This window comes from Evansella cellulosilytica DSM 2522 (assembly GCF_000177235.2).
GTDB classification, from domain to species: domain Bacteria; phylum Bacillota; class Bacilli; order Bacillales; family Salisediminibacteriaceae; genus Evansella; species Evansella cellulosilytica.
The window spans coordinates 2,590,638-2,613,198 of the sequence record NC_014829.1 but is presented as its reverse complement, the minus strand read 5'-3'; the positions used below and the strand labels follow the sequence as shown (position 1 = coordinate 2,613,198).

At 35.9% G+C, this 22,561-nt stretch carries 21 protein-coding genes; 18 read left to right on the top strand and 3 right to left on the bottom strand.

Annotation, left to right across the window (positions count from 1 at the left end):
- The first annotated feature begins 71 nt into the window (after positions 1-71).
- The 10 genes from mutS to BCELL_RS11905 all read left to right on the top strand — a co-directional run bounded on the left by mutS (position 72) and on the right by BCELL_RS11905 (position 13,313).
- Positions 72-2,690, top strand: a complete 2,619-nt coding sequence (gene mutS, locus BCELL_RS11950; RefSeq protein ID WP_013489007.1) for a DNA mismatch repair protein MutS — start codon at positions 72-74, stop codon at positions 2,688-2,690.
- Positions 2,690-4,570 (top strand): DNA mismatch repair endonuclease MutL, encoded by a 1,881-nt coding sequence (gene mutL, locus BCELL_RS11945; RefSeq protein ID WP_013489006.1) that lies wholly within the window; start codon positions 2,690-2,692, stop codon positions 4,568-4,570. Before mutS ends, mutL begins: the two co-directional genes overlap by 1 nt.
- Positions 4,571-4,656: 86 nt before the next feature.
- Entirely contained in the window at positions 4,657-5,445 is a 789-nt protein-coding gene (locus tag BCELL_RS11940; protein WP_013489005.1) for a class I SAM-dependent methyltransferase, read from the top strand.
- A gap of 10 nt (positions 5,446-5,455) precedes the next feature.
- Positions 5,456-6,376, top strand: coding sequence for a tRNA (adenosine(37)-N6)-dimethylallyltransferase MiaA (miaA, locus tag BCELL_RS11935; protein WP_013489004.1), 921 nt, complete (start codon positions 5,456-5,458; stop codon positions 6,374-6,376).
- Between the two features lie 47 nt (positions 6,377-6,423).
- The gene (gene hfq, locus BCELL_RS11930) at positions 6,424-6,657 is read left to right on the top strand and encodes an RNA chaperone Hfq (RefSeq protein ID WP_013489003.1); all 234 of its coding nucleotides are present in this window, start codon (positions 6,424-6,426) and stop codon (positions 6,655-6,657) included.
- 777 nt (positions 6,658-7,434) lie between these two features.
- Positions 7,435-8,388 (top strand): stage V sporulation protein K, encoded by a 954-nt coding sequence (gene spoVK, locus BCELL_RS11925; protein ID WP_013489002.1) that lies wholly within the window; start codon positions 7,435-7,437, stop codon positions 8,386-8,388.
- A 19-nt stretch (positions 8,389-8,407) separates the two neighbouring features.
- Entirely contained in the window at positions 8,408-9,670 is a 1,263-nt protein-coding gene (gene hflX / locus BCELL_RS11920; RefSeq protein ID WP_013489001.1) for a GTPase HflX, read from the top strand.
- A 5-nt stretch (positions 9,671-9,675) separates the two neighbouring features.
- Complete coding sequence (locus BCELL_RS11915; protein ID WP_013489000.1) at positions 9,676-10,941, top strand: methionine gamma-lyase family protein; 1,266 nt, start codon at positions 9,676-9,678, stop codon at positions 10,939-10,941.
- A gap of 289 nt (positions 10,942-11,230) precedes the next feature.
- On the top strand, positions 11,231-12,565 hold the full coding sequence (gene glnA / locus BCELL_RS11910) for a type I glutamate--ammonia ligase (RefSeq protein ID WP_013488999.1): 1,335 nt from the start codon (positions 11,231-11,233) through the stop codon (positions 12,563-12,565).
- Positions 12,566-12,803: 238 nt separating this feature from the next.
- Positions 12,804-13,313 (top strand): DUF4279 domain-containing protein, encoded by a 510-nt coding sequence (locus BCELL_RS11905; RefSeq protein WP_013488998.1) that lies wholly within the window; start codon positions 12,804-12,806, stop codon positions 13,311-13,313.
- A gap of 782 nt (positions 13,314-14,095) precedes the next feature.
- Here the strand turns inward: BCELL_RS11905 and BCELL_RS22625 are convergent.
- On the bottom strand, positions 14,096-14,272 hold the full coding sequence (locus tag BCELL_RS22625) for a hypothetical protein (protein ID WP_013488997.1): 177 nt from the start codon (positions 14,270-14,272) through the stop codon (positions 14,096-14,098).
- 225 nt (positions 14,273-14,497) lie between these two features.
- On the opposite strand from BCELL_RS22625, the gene BCELL_RS11900 reads away from it, so the two are divergent.
- The 4 genes from BCELL_RS11900 (at position 14,498) to BCELL_RS22615 (ending at position 16,240) form a co-directional block, all read left to right on the top strand.
- Positions 14,498-14,809, top strand: coding sequence for a hypothetical protein (locus tag BCELL_RS11900; RefSeq protein WP_013488996.1), 312 nt, complete (start codon positions 14,498-14,500; stop codon positions 14,807-14,809).
- Between the two features lie 194 nt (positions 14,810-15,003).
- On the top strand, positions 15,004-15,804 hold the full coding sequence (locus BCELL_RS11895; RefSeq protein ID WP_013488995.1) for a type II toxin-antitoxin system SpoIISA family toxin: 801 nt from the start codon (positions 15,004-15,006) through the stop codon (positions 15,802-15,804).
- 25 nt (positions 15,805-15,829) lie between these two features.
- Complete coding sequence (locus BCELL_RS22620) at positions 15,830-16,006, top strand: hypothetical protein (RefSeq protein WP_013488994.1); 177 nt, start codon at positions 15,830-15,832, stop codon at positions 16,004-16,006.
- 78 nt (positions 16,007-16,084) lie between these two features.
- Positions 16,085-16,240: a hypothetical protein gene (locus BCELL_RS22615; protein ID WP_013488993.1), complete on the top strand. Its 156-nt coding sequence runs from the start codon at positions 16,085-16,087 to the stop codon at positions 16,238-16,240.
- A gap of 99 nt (positions 16,241-16,339) precedes the next feature.
- Here BCELL_RS22615 and BCELL_RS11890 read toward each other — a convergent pair whose 3' ends face one another.
- A complete protein-coding gene (locus BCELL_RS11890) occupies positions 16,340-17,572 on the bottom strand; it encodes an IS110 family RNA-guided transposase (RefSeq protein WP_013488793.1) in 1,233 nt (410 codons plus the stop codon).
- 421 nt (positions 17,573-17,993) lie between these two features.
- Positions 17,994-18,617, bottom strand: coding sequence for a transcriptional repressor LexA (gene lexA, locus BCELL_RS11885; protein WP_041808939.1), 624 nt, complete (start codon positions 18,615-18,617; stop codon positions 17,994-17,996).
- A gap of 189 nt (positions 18,618-18,806) precedes the next feature.
- Between lexA and yneA the strand changes: the two genes are divergently transcribed.
- The 4 genes from yneA to tkt all read left to right on the top strand — a co-directional run bounded on the left by yneA (position 18,807) and on the right by tkt (position 22,362).
- On the top strand, positions 18,807-19,124 hold the full coding sequence (gene yneA / locus BCELL_RS11880) for a cell division suppressor protein YneA (protein WP_013488991.1): 318 nt from the start codon (positions 18,807-18,809) through the stop codon (positions 19,122-19,124).
- Positions 19,121-19,759, top strand: a complete 639-nt coding sequence (locus BCELL_RS11875) for a YneB family resolvase-like protein (RefSeq protein ID WP_013488990.1) — start codon at positions 19,121-19,123, stop codon at positions 19,757-19,759. The genes yneA and BCELL_RS11875 overlap by 4 nt, the downstream gene beginning before the upstream one ends.
- Before the next feature lie 77 nt (positions 19,760-19,836).
- The gene (locus BCELL_RS11870; RefSeq protein ID WP_013488989.1) at positions 19,837-20,076 is read left to right on the top strand and encodes a DUF896 domain-containing protein; all 240 of its coding nucleotides are present in this window, start codon (positions 19,837-19,839) and stop codon (positions 20,074-20,076) included.
- Between the two features lie 288 nt (positions 20,077-20,364).
- A complete protein-coding gene (gene tkt, locus BCELL_RS11865; protein WP_013488988.1) occupies positions 20,365-22,362 on the top strand; it encodes a transketolase in 1,998 nt (665 codons plus the stop codon).
- The last annotated feature ends 199 nt before the right edge of the window (positions 22,363-22,561 follow it).

Below are 22,561 nucleotides of genomic sequence, written 5' to 3'. Positions count from 1 at the left end.
TAAAAACACAATTTCACGTCATAATATGACGAAAAAATATGTTCATAGAATCATTATTTTGGAGGAGAAAAATGGCTAAACAAGTGACGCCGATGATAGAACAATACTTATCAATTAAGGCACAATATGAGGATGCCTTTTTATTTTTTCGATTAGGAGATTTTTATGAGTTGTTTTTTGATGACGCCAAAAAGGCAGCTAGTGAGCTAGAAATAACTTTAACGAGTCGGGGAAAAGGGGAAGATGCCATACCAATGTGTGGGGTGCCACACCATTCAGCTGAGCAATACATATCCCAGCTTATTAATAATGGATTTAAAGTGGCGATTTGTGAGCAAACGGAAGATCCCCAACTAGCAAAGGGAGTTGTACGCCGTGAAGTTGTTCAAGTGATTACTCCAGGAACCGTAATGGAAGGGAATGCTGTTGTTGAAAAGGATAATAATTACCTCCTCTCCCTTACTCCTTATAGTGAGAAAGAACTTGGTTTAGCTGCTATTGATATGACAACAGGAGAATTTCTTACTACGGTGTTAGCAGGTGATTTTGAGGAAGCAATCCATGAAGTAAGTTCTTTTCGTCCTAAGGAAATTGTCATTCCATCTACTTTATCGGACGATAAACAAAACATGCTTCAACAGCGAATGAACGTTACGCTTTCATTTGAAGATGAATTAGCTCATCATTCTGACACGGACAAACTTATTTCTAAAATTGAAGATCAAATAGCCGAAATTGCTTGCCGTCAGCTTATTCAATATGTTTTACGAACAACAAAGCGTAGTTTAGAACATCTCCAGCAAGCTAATTATTACGAGACGAATGATTTTATGGGCATAGACGTACATTCTAAAAGAAATTTAGAGCTTATTGAATCGCTTCGTGAAAAAAAGAAAAAGGGTTCTTTACTATGGGTATTGGACGAGACGGAAACCGCTATGGGTGGAAGGCTACTCAAACAGTGGATTGAAAGGCCATTAGTATCAAATACACTGATAGAAAAACGTCAGAGCCTCGTAGAGACATTGTTAGAACGATTTTTCGAGAGGGAGACCTTGAAGGTTCAGCTAAATAATGTTTATGATTTAGAGAGACTATCAGGGAAAATTGCTTTCGGAAATGTAAATGCAAGAGACATGTTGCAATTAAAAAGATCACTTCAGGCAGTTCCACAAATTTTTGATACTGTTAATGATCTTGGAAATAATTACGCAACAGAGTTAACGAGCGGTGTTAATGATTGTCACGAGCTTTATTTACTTTTAGAGAATAGTATTAATGAAGATCCACCAGTAACGATAACAGATGGTAATATTATTAAAGATGGCTACGATAGAGAGTTAGACCAGTATCGTGATGCCATGCGAAATGGAAAAACATGGATTGCTGCGCTTGAGCGTAAAGAGCGTGACGAAACAGGGATCAAATCACTTAAAATCGGCTTTAATAAAGTTTTTGGCTACTATATAGAGGTGACCAAGGCTAATATACCCAACTTACCTGAAGGACGTTATGAACGAAAGCAAACGTTAGCAAACGCAGAGAGATATATTACTAATGAATTAAAGGAAAAGGAAGCCTTAATTTTAGAAGCGGAAGAGAAAAGTGAAAAATTAGAGTATGAGCTTTTCATGGAAATAAGAGAAAAAGTAAAACAGTTTATACGGCCTTTACAAAAATTAGCTACTTCCGTTAGTACAATTGATGTACTACAAAGCTTCGCAGAGGTGGCAGAAAAAAATCACTATGTAAAGCCTGACGTAAGCAATGAAGAGACGGTTGATATTATTGATGGAAGACACCCAGTTGTTGAACAAATGATCGATAAAGGTGACTATGTCGCTAACGACATACGACTTAATGAAGAGCGTGGAATGCTGCTTATAACAGGTCCTAACATGGCAGGTAAAAGTACTTATATGCGCCAATTAGCCTTAATAGCAATAATGGCACAAATCGGTTCATTTGTACCTGCAAAGAATGCGAAGCTACCTATATTTGATCAAATATTTACGAGAATAGGAGCAGCAGATGATTTAGCTCAAGGTCAAAGCACGTTTATGGTTGAAATGATGGAAACGAGACATGCAGTATCTAGAGCGACGAAAAATAGTCTCATCTTACTAGATGAGATTGGGCGTGGCACATCAACATATGATGGCATGGCCCTAGCACAAGCAATTATGGAGTATATTCATAATGAAATAGGGGCAAAAACATTATTTTCAACGCATTATCATGAGTTAACGACTTTATCAGAACACTTGTCTCATCTTCGAAATGTACATGTTTCTGCAATGGAAGAGGATGGAAAGGTTGTTTTTCTTCATAAGGTCATTGATGGAGCAGCAGATCGAAGTTACGGAATATATGTTGCTGAACTCGCAGAACTACCAGCTTCTCTTATCTCAAGAGCAAAGTCAATTTTAAACGAGTTTGAGCAAGGGGACAAAAAACATGCTTACATTAGTAATGAGGAGAAACGAAAGACTGAGCCAGTCAAACAGCTAAACTTATTTGGTGAGGCAGAAGAGAATTATATCAAAAATAATAAACAGCAAACAATTACTTCTCATGAAAAAGAAATAATAGCAACTTTACAAACGATAAATTTATTACGAACAACGCCAATTGAAGCAATTCAAGTGTTGGACGAGCTTCAAAGAAAGTTACAGAATGGGGGATCTTAATGGGAAAAATCATTCAGCTCGATAATGCATTGGCTAACAAGATTGCAGCTGGTGAAGTTGTTGAGCGCCCTGCATCTGTTATTAAGGAACTAATTGAGAATGCACTTGATGCGAATAGTAGCCAAATAAAGATAGAAGTCGAAGAAGGAGGACTTTCACTAATTCGCATGATAGATGATGGAGATGGAATGGATGAGGAAGATGTAGACTTGGCCTTTCATCGACATGCAACGAGCAAGCTACGGAATGATCAAGATTTATTCCGTATTGCAACATTAGGGTTTAGAGGAGAAGCGTTACCGAGTATTGCATCCGTTTCGAATCTCCTCTTAAAAACGAGTAATGGTGAGCTTCAAGGGCACGAAATTCGACTAGCAGGTGGGAAGGTAACATATAAAGGATCAACTGCATCACGTAAAGGTACAGAGATAGTCGTTACTGATTTATTTTATAATACACCCGCTCGTTTAAAATACTTGAAAACTGTTCATACAGAATTAGGTCATATTTCTGATGTGGTGAATCGTATGGCTTTAGCCCATCCGAATGTTGGGTTCCACCTTACACACAATGGAAAGATTCTTCTTCAAACGAGCGGGAATGGCGACTTATTAAAAGTCATTAACGACATTTACGGTTCTTCTGTGGCAAAAAATATGCTCCATATTGAGGCCGAAGATTTAGATTTTTCAATTAAGGGCTATGTCGGTAAGCCAGAAGTAACAAGATCGAACCGTTCTTATATGTCAACAATCATAAACGGTCGTTATATTCGTAATTATGCAATTAACAGGGCGATCCAAGAGGGATATCATACACTTTTACCTATTGGAAAATTTCCAATCGTTGTCTTTCATATTGAAATGGACCCAATCCTCATCGACGTAAATGTGCATCCTGCAAAATTAGAAGTGCGCCTAAGTAAAGAGCAGGCACTTCAAGAATTGATTACTAACACTTTAAAGAAACTGTTTCAACAGACGCGCTTTATTCCAGAAGTGAAGCAATCGTCTCAAAAAGTAGAACGTTCAAAAAGTGAACAAATGGCATTTTCTCTGTCACATGACATGGTACCTAAGCAATCTTCTGAGAATAAGGGCGAGGGTAAGGAACAACATAGAATTGAATCTACTGAGGATACATTAAACAAACAAAGTCAGGTGAATGAAAGTGATAATACCGAGGAAATAGCGAAAAATTATATTATTCGTTCAGATGTTCAAGATGATGAGGTTACATTGTTTAGTGAAGAAAAAAAGGAAACGTTAAGTGTTGATCCTAAAACAACTCCTGACAACAAAGTTCCTCCGTTATACCCAATTGGGCAATTGCATGGAACGTATATTTTAGCGCAAAATGACCAAGGATTATTTATCATAGATCAACATGCAGCACAAGAACGCATTAAGTATGAATATTATAGGGAAAAACTTGCAAAATTTGATAACACTTTACAAGATTTACTCGTCCCTTTAAGTTTTGAATTCACACAAGCTGAAGAAGAAAGACTAAAAGAAAAGGGACATTTATTTGAAAGAATTGGGATTCATTTAGAACCATTCGGTACGAGAACCTATATTGTCCGTTCTCATCCTACTTGGTTTCCAAAAGGTGAAGAAGAAGCGCTTATTAGTGAGATGCTAGAGCAGTTAAAAGATATGAAAACAATTGACATTGGGAAGATTAGAGAAGAAGCAGCAATATTAATGTCCTGTAAAGCTGCAATTAAAGCGAATCGTTTTTTAACACATGATGAAATGTTTCAATTACTTGAAACATTACGTACTTGTGTGGAGCCATATACTTGTCCCCATGGAAGACCAGTTATCATCCACTACTCTACTTATGAAATGGAACGTATGTTTAAAAGAATTATGTAATAGTTGCATTGCAGAAGTACAGTAACTACAATAAAATGACCGGGGATCAAAATTTTCCTTTCATAGTAGATAAAATAGGAGACATTATGGATAGATTAATTGTTACTACAGCTGGCCGTCCTTCAGAAGGAAGTATAAATGAGGCTAAAAACGTTGCTAGTGAGTTGGATTGTCGTTATGTCGTGCGGAATAAGCGATCGATTGGTGCAATGATTACGACATATCATGCAGCTGTACTCGTAGTAGCTAAAGATAAACTGTTACTACAAGCTTATGCAAATTCACCACCATTCTTTTTTCATCCGAATGCTGCCATGATTCGTGCGAAGCATTGGATTAAGGCAAAAGAGGATCCTTTAGTTCAAGCATGTAAAATAAAGCAGGGTGATTCTTTTTTTGATGCGACACTTGGATTAGGCTCAGATGCAATAGTTGCAAGTTTAGCTACTGGCATAAATGGTTCTGTTTTCGGAGCAGAATACTCAAAGGTCATTTCATACATTGTAAAAACAGGTCTTAAAGGTTACGAAAGTGGAAATAGTGAAGTAAATCAGGCGATGAGAAGAATATCGGTGATTCATGATTCACATGTAACCATTCTTCAATCAATGGAAGATAAATCCGTAGATATCGTATATTTTGATCCGTTGTTTGAAGAGGTTGTTGAGGGCTCGCATGGGTTTGATTCTATGAGGCCATATACGGTGCGATTACCTATAACGGACGAAACAATCACCGAAGCGAAGCGTGTAGCTAAGAAAAGAGTCGTTTTAAAAGATCATTTCCGTAGTAAGCGGTTTATGAAGCTAGGGTTTAAAGTACAGGTGAGACCTTCGGCGACATTTCATTACGGTACAATAGAACTAGAAGAATAAGGTGATTAGTATGGGGAATTTGGTAGTGATAGTTGGTCCGACTGCCGTAGGGAAAACAGCTACAGGAATTGCTCTGGCAAAGGGATTTAATGGGGAAATAATTAGTGGAGATTCGATGCAAATCTACCGTGGAATGGACGTCGGAACTGCAAAAATTACAGATGAAGAAATGGAAGACATCCCTCATTATCTCATTGATATAAAGGATCCTAAAGAAAGTTTTTCTGTAGCTGAATTCCAAGAGTTGGCTAAAGGTTGTATAAAAAAGGTTCAAGGTAAGGGTAAACTGCCACTCATCGTAGGCGGAACAGGCTTGTACGTAAATGCTGTTATTTATGATTATGATTTCTCGAGTTCAGAGGGAGATAGCAATTTCCGTAATAGACTTGAACGTTTCGCTCAAGAACATGGTAACGAGGCACTTCATGAGCAGCTGAAGCATGTAGACCCACAAAGCTTTAAGGAATTGCACCCAAACAATATTCGTAGAATCATACGTGCGTTAGAGATCTTTCATGTAACGGGAAAAACGATTCATGATAGACCACAGCAACCAAAACAATCCCCTTACAATGTGGTGGTCGTCGGTTTAACAATGGAACGTGAAAAATTATATAGTCGCATCAATGAAAGAGTCGATAATATGGTCACAGGTGGGTTAATTGAAGAAGCAGAAGCGCTTTATAAAGCAGGTGTTGTTGACTGCCAATCCGTACAAGCAATAGGTTATAAAGAAATATATCAATACATAGAAGGTAACCTCTCTAAAGAAGAAGCGATAGATTTGCTTAAAAGAAATTCACGACGCTATGCGAAGCGTCAATTAACATGGTTTAGAAACAAGATGGACATTACATGGTTCGATATGACAAACGAAAAAGAAAAAAAGCTTCAAGAAATAAAACAATTTATAGAAGGAAAGCTGTTTTAAATATCGAATATAGATAATAATGTAATTAGAGGGAGGCCTGTGAGACGATGAAACAACAACCAGTAAATATTCAGGACCAATTTTTAAATCAGTTAAGAAAAGAGAATATTGCAGTAACGGTTTTTTTATTGAACGGATTTCAACTACGTGGTTATGTAAAAAGCTTCGATAATTTTACAGTAATCTTAGATACAGATGGGAAGCAGCAGCTCGTTTATAAGCATGCTATCTCTACATTTTCACCGCAGCGTAACGTTCAGTTAAACCAAGAAAACAATTAAAGATGCATTAAATAGAAAAAGCAACCTAATTAGGTTGCTTTTTCTTTCATTAAAAGGTAAGAAAGCATAAAACTTGGCAGTGGAATTTTTCATCCTTAGATTTCTCCGTTGTTGTGCGGATATAATTCTCGCTTGTCTCTTATTCGTGCAGTTTCGCTCTGAAACTGCAACCGTCGAGAATCTTGAGCTATAAGCTTAGTGCCGTGGGCAAGCCGGATTATACTCCTTAATTAATCAAATGCAACTATTAGTGAGGAAGTATCGTACCTTTTTGGTCGTAACGTTGTAGGAATCGTCATATAATATGCAAAAAGCTTTTTTCTATCTTCATCTGAAATCACACGTGTTCTTTTATTACTTTACGACTTAGTATTTAGTATTTCTCACTCATTTGAAGAAAATGTATAATCCAATTTATGTTTGAGATTTCCTGTAGTGATTCATAATTGTTACTTGTAGTTAAATAAGAATAATGGGAGGTAATGTTTTCTAAAATTGTTGTTATTACTTTCTATCTTTCTATTTTGTTCATCTCACCATTGATATAATTGGTATAAATCGTATTTTGATTTAGCTTGTTTGTCAACAAAGAATCTAATTACTTTTCTATCTACTTCATATACATCTTGTGAACTCCTTTTCATATGGATAAAATATCAATCGTTTTACGTATTTTCTATATTTAGTATTTAGGCCATTGTCACGGTTATTGATATGAATGCGTATAGTAGTTGTGAGTAGGATGTTTCCACTATACAATAGAGGATGGTGACGTCATTGGAACAAGCATCAAGAATGAGAAAAAGAGGGCAAATTAATGTAGTACTAAAAAAGCCATCAGAAAAAGAAGCTCTCCTCTCCCATCAAGAAGAGACGGACATCTTATCAGACCCAGAGCATTCCGCTTATAGGCAAATCCAATATGAGTTGGATGAGTTTATTGGTTTAAGTTCCATAAAACAATTTATGAAGGAAATTTATGCTTGGTTGTATTTAAATCAAAAAAGACAGGAACAAGGTTTAAAAACAGGAAAACAAGTATTACACATGGTGTTTAAGGGGAATCCAGGGACAGGGAAAACAACGGTAGCCAGATTAATTGCAAAGTTATTTAAAGATATGGGGGTTTTAGAAAAAGGACACCTTATTGAAGCGGAACGTGCAGACCTTGTAGGTGAATATATAGGGCATACAGCACAAAAAACGCGAGACCTTGTTCAAAAAGCACTCGGTGGTATATTGTTCGTAGATGAAGCCTATTCTCTTTCACGTGGTGGGGAGAAGGATTTTGGCAAAGAAGCGATAGATACGCTCGTAAAAGCAATGGAAGATCAACAACACTCGTTTGTTTTAATTTTAGCTGGTTATCCTAAAGAGATGGATAGATTTTTAAGCTTAAATCCTGGCCTTCCATCACGTTTCCCGATGAAAGTAACTTTTCCAAACTACACCGTAAAAGAGTTAACTGAAATGGCTAATAAAATGGTGAAAGAAAGAGATTATAAGTTAGATGAACGTGCAGATAAAACATTAGCCGAACTATTAAAATACACGAAAGAAAAGCAAGAAGAGCACTTCAGTAATGGGAGATTTATACGAAACCTATTAGAGCGTGCGATTCGAGCTCAGGCAGTAAGGCTGTTGGAAGAAGGGAAATACGATAAGGACGATTTAATTACAATAAGAGGAGTCGACTTAAGTCACGCCTTTAAATATACAGAGGATGCATAAATAGTAGGAGGCAATTAGATTGAATAAAGAAAACGTGTTGATTGTTGGACTAAAAACGCAAAAAATCGATGAAGAACAATTTCAGTATCGTATGGAAGAGCTTGAAGCTTTAACAAACACAGCAGGTGGCAATGTTGTCATGCAAGTGACACAAAATAGGGAACGTCCTGATTCTGCAACTTATATTGGTCGTGGGAAAGTTGATGAGATAATTACCATTTTAGAAGAATTAGAAGTAGAGCTCGTTATCTTTAATGATGAGCTCTCTCCTTCACAACTAAGAAACTTAACTTCACAACTTGATGTAAAGGTGATAGATCGTACTCAATTGATTTTAGATATCTTTGCTGGTCGTGCTCGCTCAAAAGAAGGAAAGCTCCAAGTTGAATTAGCACAACTAGGCTATTTACTACCACGACTGCGTGGCCAAGGGGCGATGCTCTCTAGGCTTGGTGGGGGAATAGGTACACGAGGTCCAGGGGAAACCCAATTGGAAACAGATCAACGACATATTAGAAATCGTATGACAGATATACGCATGCAACTAGAACAGATTGTTTCACATCGTGAAAGATATCGTGCTAGAAGAAAGAAAAATCAAGCCTTTCAAATTTCTTTAGTAGGATACACAAATGCTGGTAAATCGACACTTTTACATCGACTCTCTGAAGCTGATATTTATGTTGAGGACCAATTATTTGCTACGTTGGATCCAACTACGAAAAAAATTAAATTACCTTCTGGAATGGAAGTCCTCTTAACTGACACAGTAGGATTCATACAACAGTTGCCTACTACACTTATCGCTGCTTTCCGTTCTACTTTAGAAGAAGTGAAAGAAGCAGATCTTATTTTGCATGTCGTTGATGCAGCCAACCCAGATTATCCTAACCATGAAAAGACTGTTTATAAATTATTGGAGGAATTAGAGGCTGAAAAAATACCAGTACTTACTGTATATAATAAAAGAGACTTACTTCATGGGGATTTCTTTTCTTATACTAAAAGTGCTTCCATCTTAATTAGCTCAAAAGAGAAAGCAGACTTGGACAAGCTTCAAGAGAAAATTGAATCTGTGATGGAAGAGATCTTTTCTCCATATATTTTTCATGTAGATGCTAATGAAGGGAAATGGTTACATCGACTACAAAGAGAAACAATACAAGTGGAACAATACTTTGATGAACAATCTGAGCAGTATGTAGTGAGAGGTTATGCTGCACCTGATTCTGCAATATTTCATGAAATGCAAGCGAAACAGTTAGATACAAGAGGAGAATGACAATGATGGAAATGAAGGACAAACTAGAAAAAGTGGTTGCTAAAATAGAAGAAGAATTACAATCTACATTTATGCAAAGAGGAAAAGTGAGTGAGGCAAATCAAAGGAAAGTATTAAAGGCTTTTCGTGATCATGAAGTTTCAGAGTATCATTTTCATGGTTCAACAGGATATGGATATGATGATATTGGAAGAGAAACGCTAGAAAAAATATACGCTCAAGTTTTTGGTGGAGAGAGTGCCATTGTCCGCCCACAAATTGTATCGGGAACACATGCAATAAGTACAGCTCTATTTGGTGTTCTTCGCCCTGGTGATGAGCTTCTATACATAACAGGAAAACCGTATGACACACTAGAAGAAGTGATTGGAGTGAGGGGAAACAAAAACATTGGTTCTCTTGCAGATTTAGGCGTTACGTATCAATATGTCCCACTAAAAAATGACGAAATTGATTTTAAAAATGTAAAAAGAATGATTCATGAAAATACAAAGATCATAGGCATTCAACGATCAAAGGGTTATGAAAATCGTCCTTCTTTTACAATAAAACAAATGCAAGAGATGATTAATTATGTAAAAGAGATTAATCCTGAGCTTATCGTATTTGTCGATAACTGTTATGGGGAGTTTGTCGAACTTGAAGAACCTAATCAAGTTGGAGCTGATATCGTGGCAGGTTCGCTAATAAAAAACCCAGGAGGAGGGTTAGTGAAAACGGGAGGCTACATTGTTGGTAAAGAGCATTATATTCAGTTATGTGCAGCAAGATTAACTGCACCTGGAATAGGTTTAAAAGGTGGAGCATCGCTACATAGTCTATTAGAGATGTTTCAAGGGCTGTTTTTAGCTCCTCATGTCGTGAATCAGGCATTAAAAGGAGCACTTTTTACGGCTAAGTTTTTATCACATATTGGAATGGAGACATCACCTTCTTGGACTGACGAAAGAACGGACCTTATTCAATCTGTTTCTTTTCCTTCAAGGGAAACAATGATTGCTTTTTGTCAAGCCATTCAAGCTAACTCACCTGTAGATGCACATGTAAAACCACAACCGAGCTATATGCCAGGTTATGAAGATGATGTTATCATGGCTGCTGGTACTTTTATTCAAGGTGCAAGTATTGAATTAACTGCGGATGGTCCAATTCGTCCTCCTTATACAGCATATGTCCAAGGGGGACTTACATATGAGCATGTGAAGATTTGTGTTACGGATGCTGTATATTCATTAATAAAGAATAACTTATTTGAGCTAAATCTAAAATGAAAACTAAAAAACTATTAAAAACAGAAAAGCAACTACGTATGAAAGAAACATGACTTGATCCATTGAGGCGCAACTGTTTGGAAATTTCCCAATACAATGTTAGAAAAATTACCATGTAAGAAAATCTAACATGATTTAACACAAGTGGGTATATGTCCTTTAAGATAGAACTATCCTAAGAAAAACAAAAACACCTATGTATAACAAACATGAAATTTTCTTATTGTAGTGGAAATAGTTAACTTCTGTTGCATGTGTTATGTGACAGTAAAATAAGGAGGAAAAATTAATGAGTAAATTTTCAAAAGATGACATTCTAAGTATGGCAAAAGAAGAAAACGTACGGTACATTCGTTTACAATTTACAGATTTACTAGGAATTATTAAAAACGTGGAGATTCCTGTAGATCAATTACCGAAAGCATTAGACAATTTAATGATGTTTGACGGGTCTTCCATTGAAGGTTTCGTAAGAATTGAAGAGTCTGACATGTATTTATATCCTGACCTTGATACTTGGGTGATCTTCCCATGGACACAAGAAAAAGGAAAAGTAGCTCGTCTCATTTGTGATGTATATAATCCAGACGGTACACCATTCGCTGGTGATCCACGTGGCGCACTTAAAAAGGTATTAGAGGAAGCAAAAGCATTAGGATTTACAGACTTTAATATCGGACCTGAACCAGAATTCTTCCTTTTCAAAACAGATGAAAAAGGAGAACCAACTTTAGAACTAAACGATAAAGGTGGCTATTTTGACCTTGCTCCAGTAGATACTGGTGAAAACTGTCGTCGTGATATTGTACTTGAATTAGAAGACATGGGCTTTGAAATTGAAGCTTCTCACCACGAGGTAGCACCTGGTCAACACGAAATTGATTTTAAATATGCTGATGCAATTGCGACATGTGATAATATTCAAACGTTTAAGCTAGTAGTTAGAACAATTGCTGCAAAGCATGGTCTACATGCGACGTTTATGCCTAAGCCATTATTCGGTGTGAACGGTAGTGGGATGCACGCAAACATGTCACTATTCCGAGGGAAAGAAAATGCGTTCTTTGATGAAAATGCACCTGGTCAATTAAGTGAAACAGCAATGCAATTCCTAGCAGGGATTTTAAAGCATGCAGCAGCGTTTACTGCTATTACAAATCCGACTGTAAATTCCTATAAGCGTCTTGTTCCTGGATACGAAGCGCCTTGTTATGTAGCTTGGTCGATGAGAAATCGTTCACCATTAGTTAGAATTCCATCATCAAGAGGTTTAAGTACTCGTATCGAAGTTCGTAGTCCGGACCCTTCAGCAAATCCATATTTAGCTATGGCAGCAATGCTTTCTGCTGGTCTTGATGGCATTCGAAATAAAATGACGCCACCTCCAGCAACAGATAGAAACATTTATGTAATGGATGAAAAAGAGAGGTTAGCAGAAGGAATCGAAGCATTACCTGCAACATTAAAAGAGGCTCTTGTTGCTTTATCTAAAGATGAAGTGATAACAAGCTCTTTAGGTGAGCACGTTCTTGAGCACTTCATTGAAGCAAAAGAGATTGAATGGGATATGTTCCGTACGCAAGTACACCCTTGGGAAAGAGAACAATATATGACAACGTATTAATTGAAATGACGCTAGAGCCGTTAAGGTTCTAGCGTTTTGTATAATCATGTGTATACTAGTTATAAATCGATTACCCGCCAAATGCCTAGAAAGTTAGATGAAAAAATAATATAAGGCGTTTTCATTTGGCTATCATAAACAAACACGAATGGCTTACTTAATCCGAAAATCGACTGGTGCTTATCAGACTTTAGGATACCACCATTACCCTACATATCCATAAAAAGGAGAATATTTCTTGACTGTAAAAATATTTGTTAGTTTTCATATTGAATCTACTTTTGACCCAGATTTTAAATATAAACACTTTGATCCAGAAAAGGTAACAAAATTACTAAATATAATACCAGTACAATCTCAAATATTTGATCCTTCCTTTTCTGGAAATACACTTGAGAAGATACCTAAGAATAATTACACTTCATCTTGGATATATAGTGTTAAAGGTATATGTGACGAGGACGAATCATTTGATATTGTTTTACAGGAACTATATAAAGAAACTATTGTATCTTTATTTACTGAAAATAATAAACATCACATTAGAAAAATTATGAATGATTATGATGCATGTTGTTTCTTAAGAATATCAAGTTTTGGTTTGGGTGATTATATAACCGTTACGAGAATTCCAACTGAAGTTTTGAAATGCGTAAAAGATGTGAGTGCAAAGGTAGAGGTTCTAACACATAGTAAAGATGTAGAATATTATAATATTTACAGGGCGCAAAAGTTGTATCATAAATAAGTTAGACACCCATCATTTTGATCATAATATTAACAGTTTTTGATTTTTTTGAAAAGATATATTTTATCTTCTAATCCCAGTAGTTAATCATAAAATAGTGGTCTCTTGAAACCACTATTATTCTTCTTTATATTCCAACAAAACACCCACAATTTACCCACGAAGTTATGAAATAGTTTTATAGTTGGCTATGTTAAAATTCGATGTTGATTTTCACTTCAGGATACTCGCTTGCCGCGGGCAACGCCTCAGCCCCTTTCGGGGAGATCACCCTCAGTGTCTTCGGCCGTTGCTTTTCCCGCAGGCGTCTCGTACCTTCCGTTGCAATCAACCCCTTTTAAAAATCAACACTATCCTTTAACAGAGCCTTATAGTTAAGATGAAAAAGTTGAGGGACAAGCGTTTTTAGTACAATATAATACGTATTTATGCTATCAATTATATTCGGAACGCAAGTTAGCCTTTGGAAAGAACTATACGCTAGAACTCCAGAATTCTAGCGTATAGTTCTTTTGGCATTTTTTAATTAATTTATCTCTAGATAGACTAAGGTAAGTTAGTTTTTAAGAATATTGCTCTTTAATAGAGGGGGTACAAATGGATAGATGGTAAGCTTTAATTGTAAACGTCCTAGATGATGACTATTAGATAGTTTTCTCTAAAGTTTATCCCCACTCATCCACTTTTTCATATACAAACCATTTGTAATTCATCAATGAATAATACTCTTGTACTGCTACAAAATCATTGTCTTTTGTAGAGATAATATATGTATTATCCCCTTAATATGTAATGGATTGTATTTCTTTACCATCAAATAGTTCAGAAATACCTTCGTCATTCACAATATTGTCTTCTGTTATTTTCTCTAGAAAATTGTAAGGACTTAAAACGGATAGTCCAAATAAAATAATGGTTGTGCTTATGCTTGTTATCAACACGAGTTTCCATTTTTTCATTACCGATAACCTCCTCTAATAATTATTGCTATCCTAATGTTAGATTATTTTAAGTAAGTTATCTATAAAAACTAAAAAAACGGTAAATAATTACCATTTTTTTTATTCACTGATGAATGAATTACCCATTAATAAATGGTTTTATATAATGCTTACAAATAAAGGATAAACTCCCCCTTTTGTCGAATGTTCTATATAGAAAATGAAGACAAAGGAATGATATATATGGATACGTTCATAGTGGACTTTTTACATGTTATTGGTCCCTATTTCATCCCGATAAGTTTTTTAGTTTATATTTTACTTAGACCAATTTTTTATTTGAGGGGAGAAATAGGATCAAAGTCAGTAAAAGCTATTTGGTATATAATAGCTGCTTATTCAGCATTTGAAGGCTTTGTGGAACTACGTATTATCGTAGGTTCCATTGCATTAGTGGAAGCTTGGGACCTTGTATTTCAGCATTTAGAAAACAAAAGAGAAATGAAACGAGCAAAAAGTCTAGAAAACTTAAATAGGTTAATTAGAAAAGTGTAACTATAGAAATTTTATATTTCCTACATATTTTACGACTATATTTAAAGCTTGCTCATATAAATGAAATGAGACAAGCTTTTTTTGTTTATTCTAAAATTATTAAAGTTATGTACTGATATTTCGTTCTAGTGTTATGAACGACTAGGCTAGCAAATCATTTCATAGAAGAAGTAGCTTTATAAAGGAGGAGCATTATGGACGAGTTTTTTTTAGGTTATTTTCTTCTGATAATCGCATTTTTAATATGTAGCCTAATATATTATGGATTCAGAAGTGACCTATTTATTGAAAATTTAGGAGTAATTCGTAAAGGTTTTTATGTGTTATTTATCGTATTACTTTGTGTAGGTTTTTTATACGAAGCAATCGATTATACAAATTGGAAACTAATATTACAATTAACAGTTTTTATTATATTTATTGATATAGCAGTGTTTCAAACACCAAATATGTTGAAATTTTGGAGTGGGGATCAAACGAAGAGTGAGTATATTGAGAAAACAATAAAAAAGAACGAAGAAACATTAGGGTACAACACGAGGAAAGTAGAAAAGTTTATGGAAGTAATCCAGTATAGTTCCTTTCACTTCTATAATAAAACCACTCCTGATTCCAAAGATAAGTACATTAGTAATTTAAAGGATTATATCAGACTTTATACAGATACTTTTCAGTTTCATATTAGTATTTTTCCTTTTGAGGTAACTGGAAATGATGATGAGTTAAAAGAAAGTGTTAGACAAACCTTTAGTAATGTTGAAAAATGCTATAACTATATCATCGAAGATATATCTGAACGTGAAAATATTATCTCTTCTTTAAGCAGCGGTAAAAGTATGATGCTAAAGCAAGATAAGTTATTTATAGTTAGTTACTTTGGAGAGCAATATAACTTATTAATTTGTATAAAGTCAGAGGACGTTTCAGTAGATGGTATAGATGCTTCGCACGTGATCAATCTAGCGCATATTTTTGATTGGTGGATGGTGGAATAATAACATACTGAGATGAGGATGTGTGATGAAAAAAATGGCGGACTTAAGAATCAACAGCCTAAAGCATTTAGTCGGTAAAAAAAGGTTTAATAATTGTCAATTTAACCATAACAAACGGACGATGACTGTTGTTGTAAAAGAATCCTTTCAACCATTACATGAAATGAATCAATGTTCTTTAAAAATCATTTCAAAGCGGTAAAATATAATACGTCTAAGTAGTCATATAGGACAAATTTCATGGATATAATTGTATAAAGACGTTATTAGGGAGGGCACCATGACGCTTAAGCGTAACAAAGATGTGAAAAACCCTAATCGTAAAAAAATGGTCGTATCTAATATGAAATTTGCTGTATATGAAGATAATAAAAAAGTAATAGATGAACTTATCAAAGCTAAAAATAAGAAAAACGAGGATGACTCAAAAGGTTGATTTTCACCTTTTTTATACGAAAATGAATACCTTGTAGGTCAAAAAAACAAAAAAAGGGGGAGGGTATCCTTACGGGTACTCTTTTCCATTTTTTTACTTTTAGGCTGTAGGTTGTTCTACCGTCACTTTAAAGCCTTTTGACTCAATATTCTTAATCCAGTAGTTGATCTTCCTTTCCGTATCTTTTTCTGCATAATCCCACCCTAATTCTTCATAGGGGATCTTGTCTTTAATAATATGATATATTATCCTTAAAATAAGATGTGCTGTAGCCATCGATGCTTTATATTGACCTCTTCTCTTCTGCACACGATGGAAGAATGAGGAGAGGCGGGTTCCTTTGGATTTGGATGCGGACCATGCTGCTTGACAAAGGACACCCTTTAAACTCCTGTTCCCTTTTTGGGTCCGGGAGTTTTTTTTCTTTCCAGCACTCTCATTATTACCAGGACATAATCCACCCCATGAAGCTAAGTGCTTATCAGATGGGAAACAAGACATATCTACGCCAATCTCTGCAATAATCACCGCTATAGCATTAAAACTTACACCAGGGATTGTATCGAGTAATTCAACATATTCGTCATAGGGGGTTATTAGACGGTCGATTTCGCCCTCCAATTCTGAAATTTGTTTCTCAAGATAAATTAAATGATCATAATGCATGCGAATAATTTTTCGATGATGCTGGCGTACTCGTCCATTTAAAGCATCAACTAATTGAGGTACTTTTCTCTTTAAAGAAGTTTTCACCAAGCTTCTTACCTGCTCCTCCGTTAACACCTCACCATTAATGATTGACTCTAAAAGAGCTCGTCCAGATACACCAAATAAATCACTAACAAAAGTGGTTAACTTGACGTTTGCATCTTGTAAGATCTTATGGATACGATTTTTTTCTGAAGATGCATTGCCAACAAGCTTTCTACGGTAACGAGTATAATCCCGTAGATCTCGGAAGTTTTCAGGTGGAACAAAACTTGGTGTGATCAACCCACATCTCAATAACTGGGTAATCCAGGCTGCATCACTGACATCGGTCTTACGACCAGGAACATTCTTAATGCGCTTTGCATTGGCAAGAATTAATTCGAAGCTCCCCTCTAGAATATTCCACACTGGTTTCCAATAAACACCAGTACTTTCCATTGCGACATGGGTACATTTAAAGCTTTCTAGCCAATCATGAAGTGCAAGTAAGCCTTTCGTCGTTGTAAGAAAAGTTTGTGTCTCTTTTTTAGGTCGTTTTTCCAATGGACCATACATAACACAAGCTACAATCTCTTCCTGATGAACATCTAGTCCAGCACATCTTTCCAATACTGCATCCATAACTCATCACTCCTTAATAAAAATAGAAATGATGCAGGTCATACACCTGTAAGCATGGTATTTTTATACACGTGTTCTTAACGACAATTAGCGGTGCTCGTAGGTGTATTCGGTCGGTTTGAGTCGCGGGGTAAAAATTCCACCAATAAAGGGACGACCTGTGACCTGCTAATCTTATTATAAAAATTAGCAAGCACAGGTCGCAAGTCATTTTCATTCATAGTGGTGGCTATTAAGCCATGAAAGTTTGAGTCATCCTTTAAGCAAAACTGTAGTAAAGTGGTTTTATTATAATAGAAAAGCGATAATTGTAGCCATTACTATGAATTATACTAGCTTTAACGTATAGCCTAGCTTTCACTATCAAATTTATAAAGCAAACTTATAAGGGTGGCAATAAAGATAACTATAAAACTTCATACTAGTGAATCGATCGAAACACGCCTATTACTTTACCTAAGATTGTTACTGATCGTAAAATGATAGGTTCTAGTGTAGCATTTTCTGGCTGAAGTCTAAAATAATCTTTTTCTTTGAAAAAGCGTTTCACAGTTGCTTCATCTTCTTCTGTCATGGCTACTACAATATCCCCGTTATTAGCATTTTGTTGTTGCCTTACAACGACATAATCACCGTCAAATATTCCGGCTTCTATCATCGAGTCACCAGATATTTCAAGGATGAAAGAATTTTCATCATGTACAAAACTTGCTGGTAATGGTAAATAATCCTCAACGTTTTCAATTGCAGTAATAGGGTCTCCTGCAGTAACTTTCCCAATTACTGGGACGTATACTGATGGAGATTCTGAAACACGACGAGCTTCATCATTCAGACCAATAACCTCGATTGCTCTAGGCTTTGTTGGATCTCTTCTAATTAAACCCTTTTTTTCTAACCTTGATAAATGCCCATGTACGGTTGAACTTGAAGCAAGACCAACTGCTTCTCCGATCTCTCTTACGCTAGGTGGATATCCCTTCTCTTTTACTTCTTCTTTTATATAGTCTAATATGTCTTGTTGCCTTTTTGAAAGCTTTGTCATCATTCAGCACCTCATCGTCTCTAATTGTTGTTATATGTATGTAAAAATAATTTTGTATTCTACTATTGATAGGAACATTATACCATATACTATTTACAGGTGCAAACATTCGTTCTCTTTTTCTGTTGACAGGAACGGATGTTCTTATTATAATAAATACGAACATACATTCTATAAGAGGTGATTACAATGAATTTACTAAAAACGACTAAGAAAAACATAGATAGTTCCATTTTTTTAATTTTTTTAGCAATTGGATTATTTGTATGGACGAGTGTTTCGGCAAATGAACCTGTAGAGGACAAACAGTTTATAACTGTAGAATGGGTTGTAACAGAAGGAGAGTCTTTATGGCACATTGCAGCGAATAACGTAATCGATACAAATATGTCTGTAGAACAATTGGTTTACTGGATAAAAAAAGAAAACAACCTTGATAAAGAAACGATTTATCCCGGCCAATTATTAAATATCCCAATCGAGCTCACGGAATTTGCTGGACAATGAGGGTCATTATTTATACGAGGGTTAGTACTGAGAAAGAAACACAAGATAGCTCTTTACAAAGACAGCAAGTGGAGCTGTTAACAATGGCGCGGCAATGGGACATGAAGGTGGTAGAAGTCATACAAGAAAGAGCAAGCGGCTATGAAGTAGATAGAGAAGGAATTTTAAAATTGTTAGATAAATGTAAAGCAAAAGAAGCGAACGCTCTTCTAATTCAAGATGATACGAGACTTGGGAGAGGTAATGCTAAAATGGCAATCATTCACCAGTTAAAAAAGTGGAATATCCAAATTTATACGATGGAAGAACATGGAGAGTTACAGTTATCTGAAACAGATACGATGGTTCTTGATATAGTAAGTATTGTGGAAGAATACCAAAGAAGATTACATAATATTAAAATTAAACGTGGTATGAAAAAAGCAGTTGAAGCAGGATACCGGCCAGAAAAAAACTTTCATCCAACCAATCACGGAGGTGGTCGAAAAAGAAAAGAAGTACCTATTGAAGATATTGTTCGTTTACGAACACGAGGTTTAACATTTCATGAAATATCTGTAACGTTACGTGGGCTTGGTTATGACATCTCCAAAGCAACTGCTCATAGAAGATATAAAGAGTACGTAAAAAAATGAACTTTGCTCTCTACTTGAAAGATTTAGAATACTTTTGTACGATAAGTAAATATGAGATTTTATGGAGGGCAAATGTGATGCTAAGCAAGGAAAAGTTGCAAAGAATTAACGAATTAGCTGCAAAGTCGAAAAAAGAAGGACTTTCATTAAAAGAGCAAACAGAGCAAAAGAAATTAAGGGATGCCTATTTAAAAAACGTAAGAAAGTCATTTAAAAATCAGCTGAAATCAGTAAAGGTAGTGGACGAAGAAGGAAATGATGTCACTCCTGAAAAGTTAAAGAAAGAAAAAAATCGTAATAACCTTAACGAACATTAAGATTATAAGGGTGACTCAAAAGGCAAGGCTTTTGAGTCACCCTTTAGCATTGTGGTGAGCCGAAAAAATCATTTTAAAACCCATGATTTTTATAAATGTTACTACATGTGTACAAAATGTAAATCCTAATAATTGCTATTGGTACATATAATATTATATGAGACAAATATTAATAAAAACACAAAAACGTTTTTAAGTATAAACAGTTGTTTTCAAATAAAAGAAGGTATATGATGATTAAAGTAACTTGTCTATAAACGAATGATTTAATGGAAGGATGAAATTATTATGGCTAATAAGATTGATGATCTATCAATTGGTACAATACGTACTCTATCAATTGACGCAATTGAAAAAGCAAAGTCTGGACATCCAGGAATGCCAATGGGCTCTGCGCCAATGGCATATACTTTGTTTGCAAACTATATGAATCACAACCCAAAAAATCCAGAGTGGTTTAATCGTGACCGTTTTGTGCTATCAGCAGGACATGGTTCAATGCTCTTATATAGTTTATTACATTTACATGGCTACGATGTTTCAATGGATGACTTAAAAAACTTCAGGCAGTGGGGAAGTAAAACACCAGGACACCCTGAATTTGGACATACTCCAGGTGTTGATGCTACAACTGGACCTCTTGGACAAGGCTTTGCTATGGCAGTAGGAATGGCTATGGCGGAAACACACTTAGCAGCTACATACAACCGTGATGAATATAATGTGGTCGATCACTATACATATAGTATTTGTGGTGACGGGGATTTAATGGAAGGTGTATCAGCAGAAGCAGCATCTTTAGCAGGTCATTTAAAATTAGGAAAACTTATCGTTCTTTATGATTCAAATGATATTTCATTAGATGGAGATTTACACCGTTCCTTCTCAGAAAGTGTAGAAGATCGTTTTGAAGCTTATGGATGGCAAGTAATACGTGTAGAAGACGGAAATAACATCGATGAAATTAATCGTGCGATTGATGCTGCGAAAGCAGATGCAAAGCCAACACTAATAGAAGTGAAAACAGTGATTGGATATGGTTCCCCGAACAGAAGCGGAACTTCTGAAGTACATGGTAAGCCACTAGGGGAAGAAGAAGCAAAACTAACGAAAGAAAACTACAAGTGGACTTTCGAAGAAGATTTCCATGTACCAAGCGAAGTAGCAGATCACTATCAAGCACTCGCTGAAGATGGGGCTAAGAAGGAAATTGCTTGGAATGAACTTTTTGATGCTTATTCTAAAGATCACCCTGAATTGGCGAAACAGTTAGCAAATGCAATAAAAGGCGAATTACCAGAAGGTTGGGACAAGGATGCGCCTGTTTATGAAGCAGGGAACACACTTGCAACTCGTCAATCTGGTGGAGAAGCATTAAATGCATTAGCAAAAAATGTACGTCATATGTTCGGTGGTTCAGCAGACTTAGCGTCTTCTAATAACACGATGTTAAAAGGAGAAGAAGACTTTACTAGGGATAACTACGCTGGGAGAAACGTATGGTTTGGTGTTAGAGAATTTGCAATGGCAGCAGCAGGAAACGGAATGGCACTTCATGGTGGATTAAAGCCTTACGTTGCGACATTCTTTGTATTCTCTGATTATTTACGACCAGCAGTTCGCTTATCTGCATTAATGGGAATACCAGTAACGTATGTTTTTACACACGATAGTATTGCTGTTGGTGAAGATGGCCCTACACATGAGCCAATTGAACAGCTTCCAGCTTTAAGAGCAATGCCTGGTATTTCTGTTATTCGACCTGGTGATGGAAATGAAGCAGTTGCAGCTTGGAAGCTAGCAGTAGAAAGTAAAAATGAGCCAACAGCCTTAGTATTAACACGTCAAGGTTTACCTACCCTTCAAGGTACAAAAGAAACTGCATATGAAGGTGTTAAAAAAGGTGCTTACGTGGTGTCTAAGGCGAATGGTGAAAATGATGGATTACTTCTTGCATCTGGGTCTGAAGTACATCTTGCAGTTGAAGCACAACAAGCGCTTGAAAAAGATGGGATTTTTGTTTCAGTAGTCAGCATGCCAAGCTGGGATCGTTTTGAAAAACAATCTCAACAATATAAAGATTCAGTAATCCCTCCAAACGTGAAAGCTCGCTTAGGAATCGAAATGGCCAATCCATTAGGGTGGGAACGCTATACAGGTGATGGTGGATCTGTACTAGGTATTAACGGATTTGGTGCATCGGCTCCAGGAGCTAAAATCATCGAGGAATATGGTTTTACTGTAGAAAATGTTGTTTCTAAATTTAAACAACTACTAGAAAAATAAAAAATGATTAATAAGGGTGACTCAAAGTGATTTTTAACTTTTGAGTCACCCTTTTAGCATGTACGAAGCTTTCATAGTCACTTGATAAAGAAGGAGGGGTACCATAAGCACTGAAAACCACTGAAAACGGCTGTAGAAAAAATATTTCTTTCAGCTGACAAAAGTAGTCAATACTTTTTACAAGAAGTGACAACAGTTT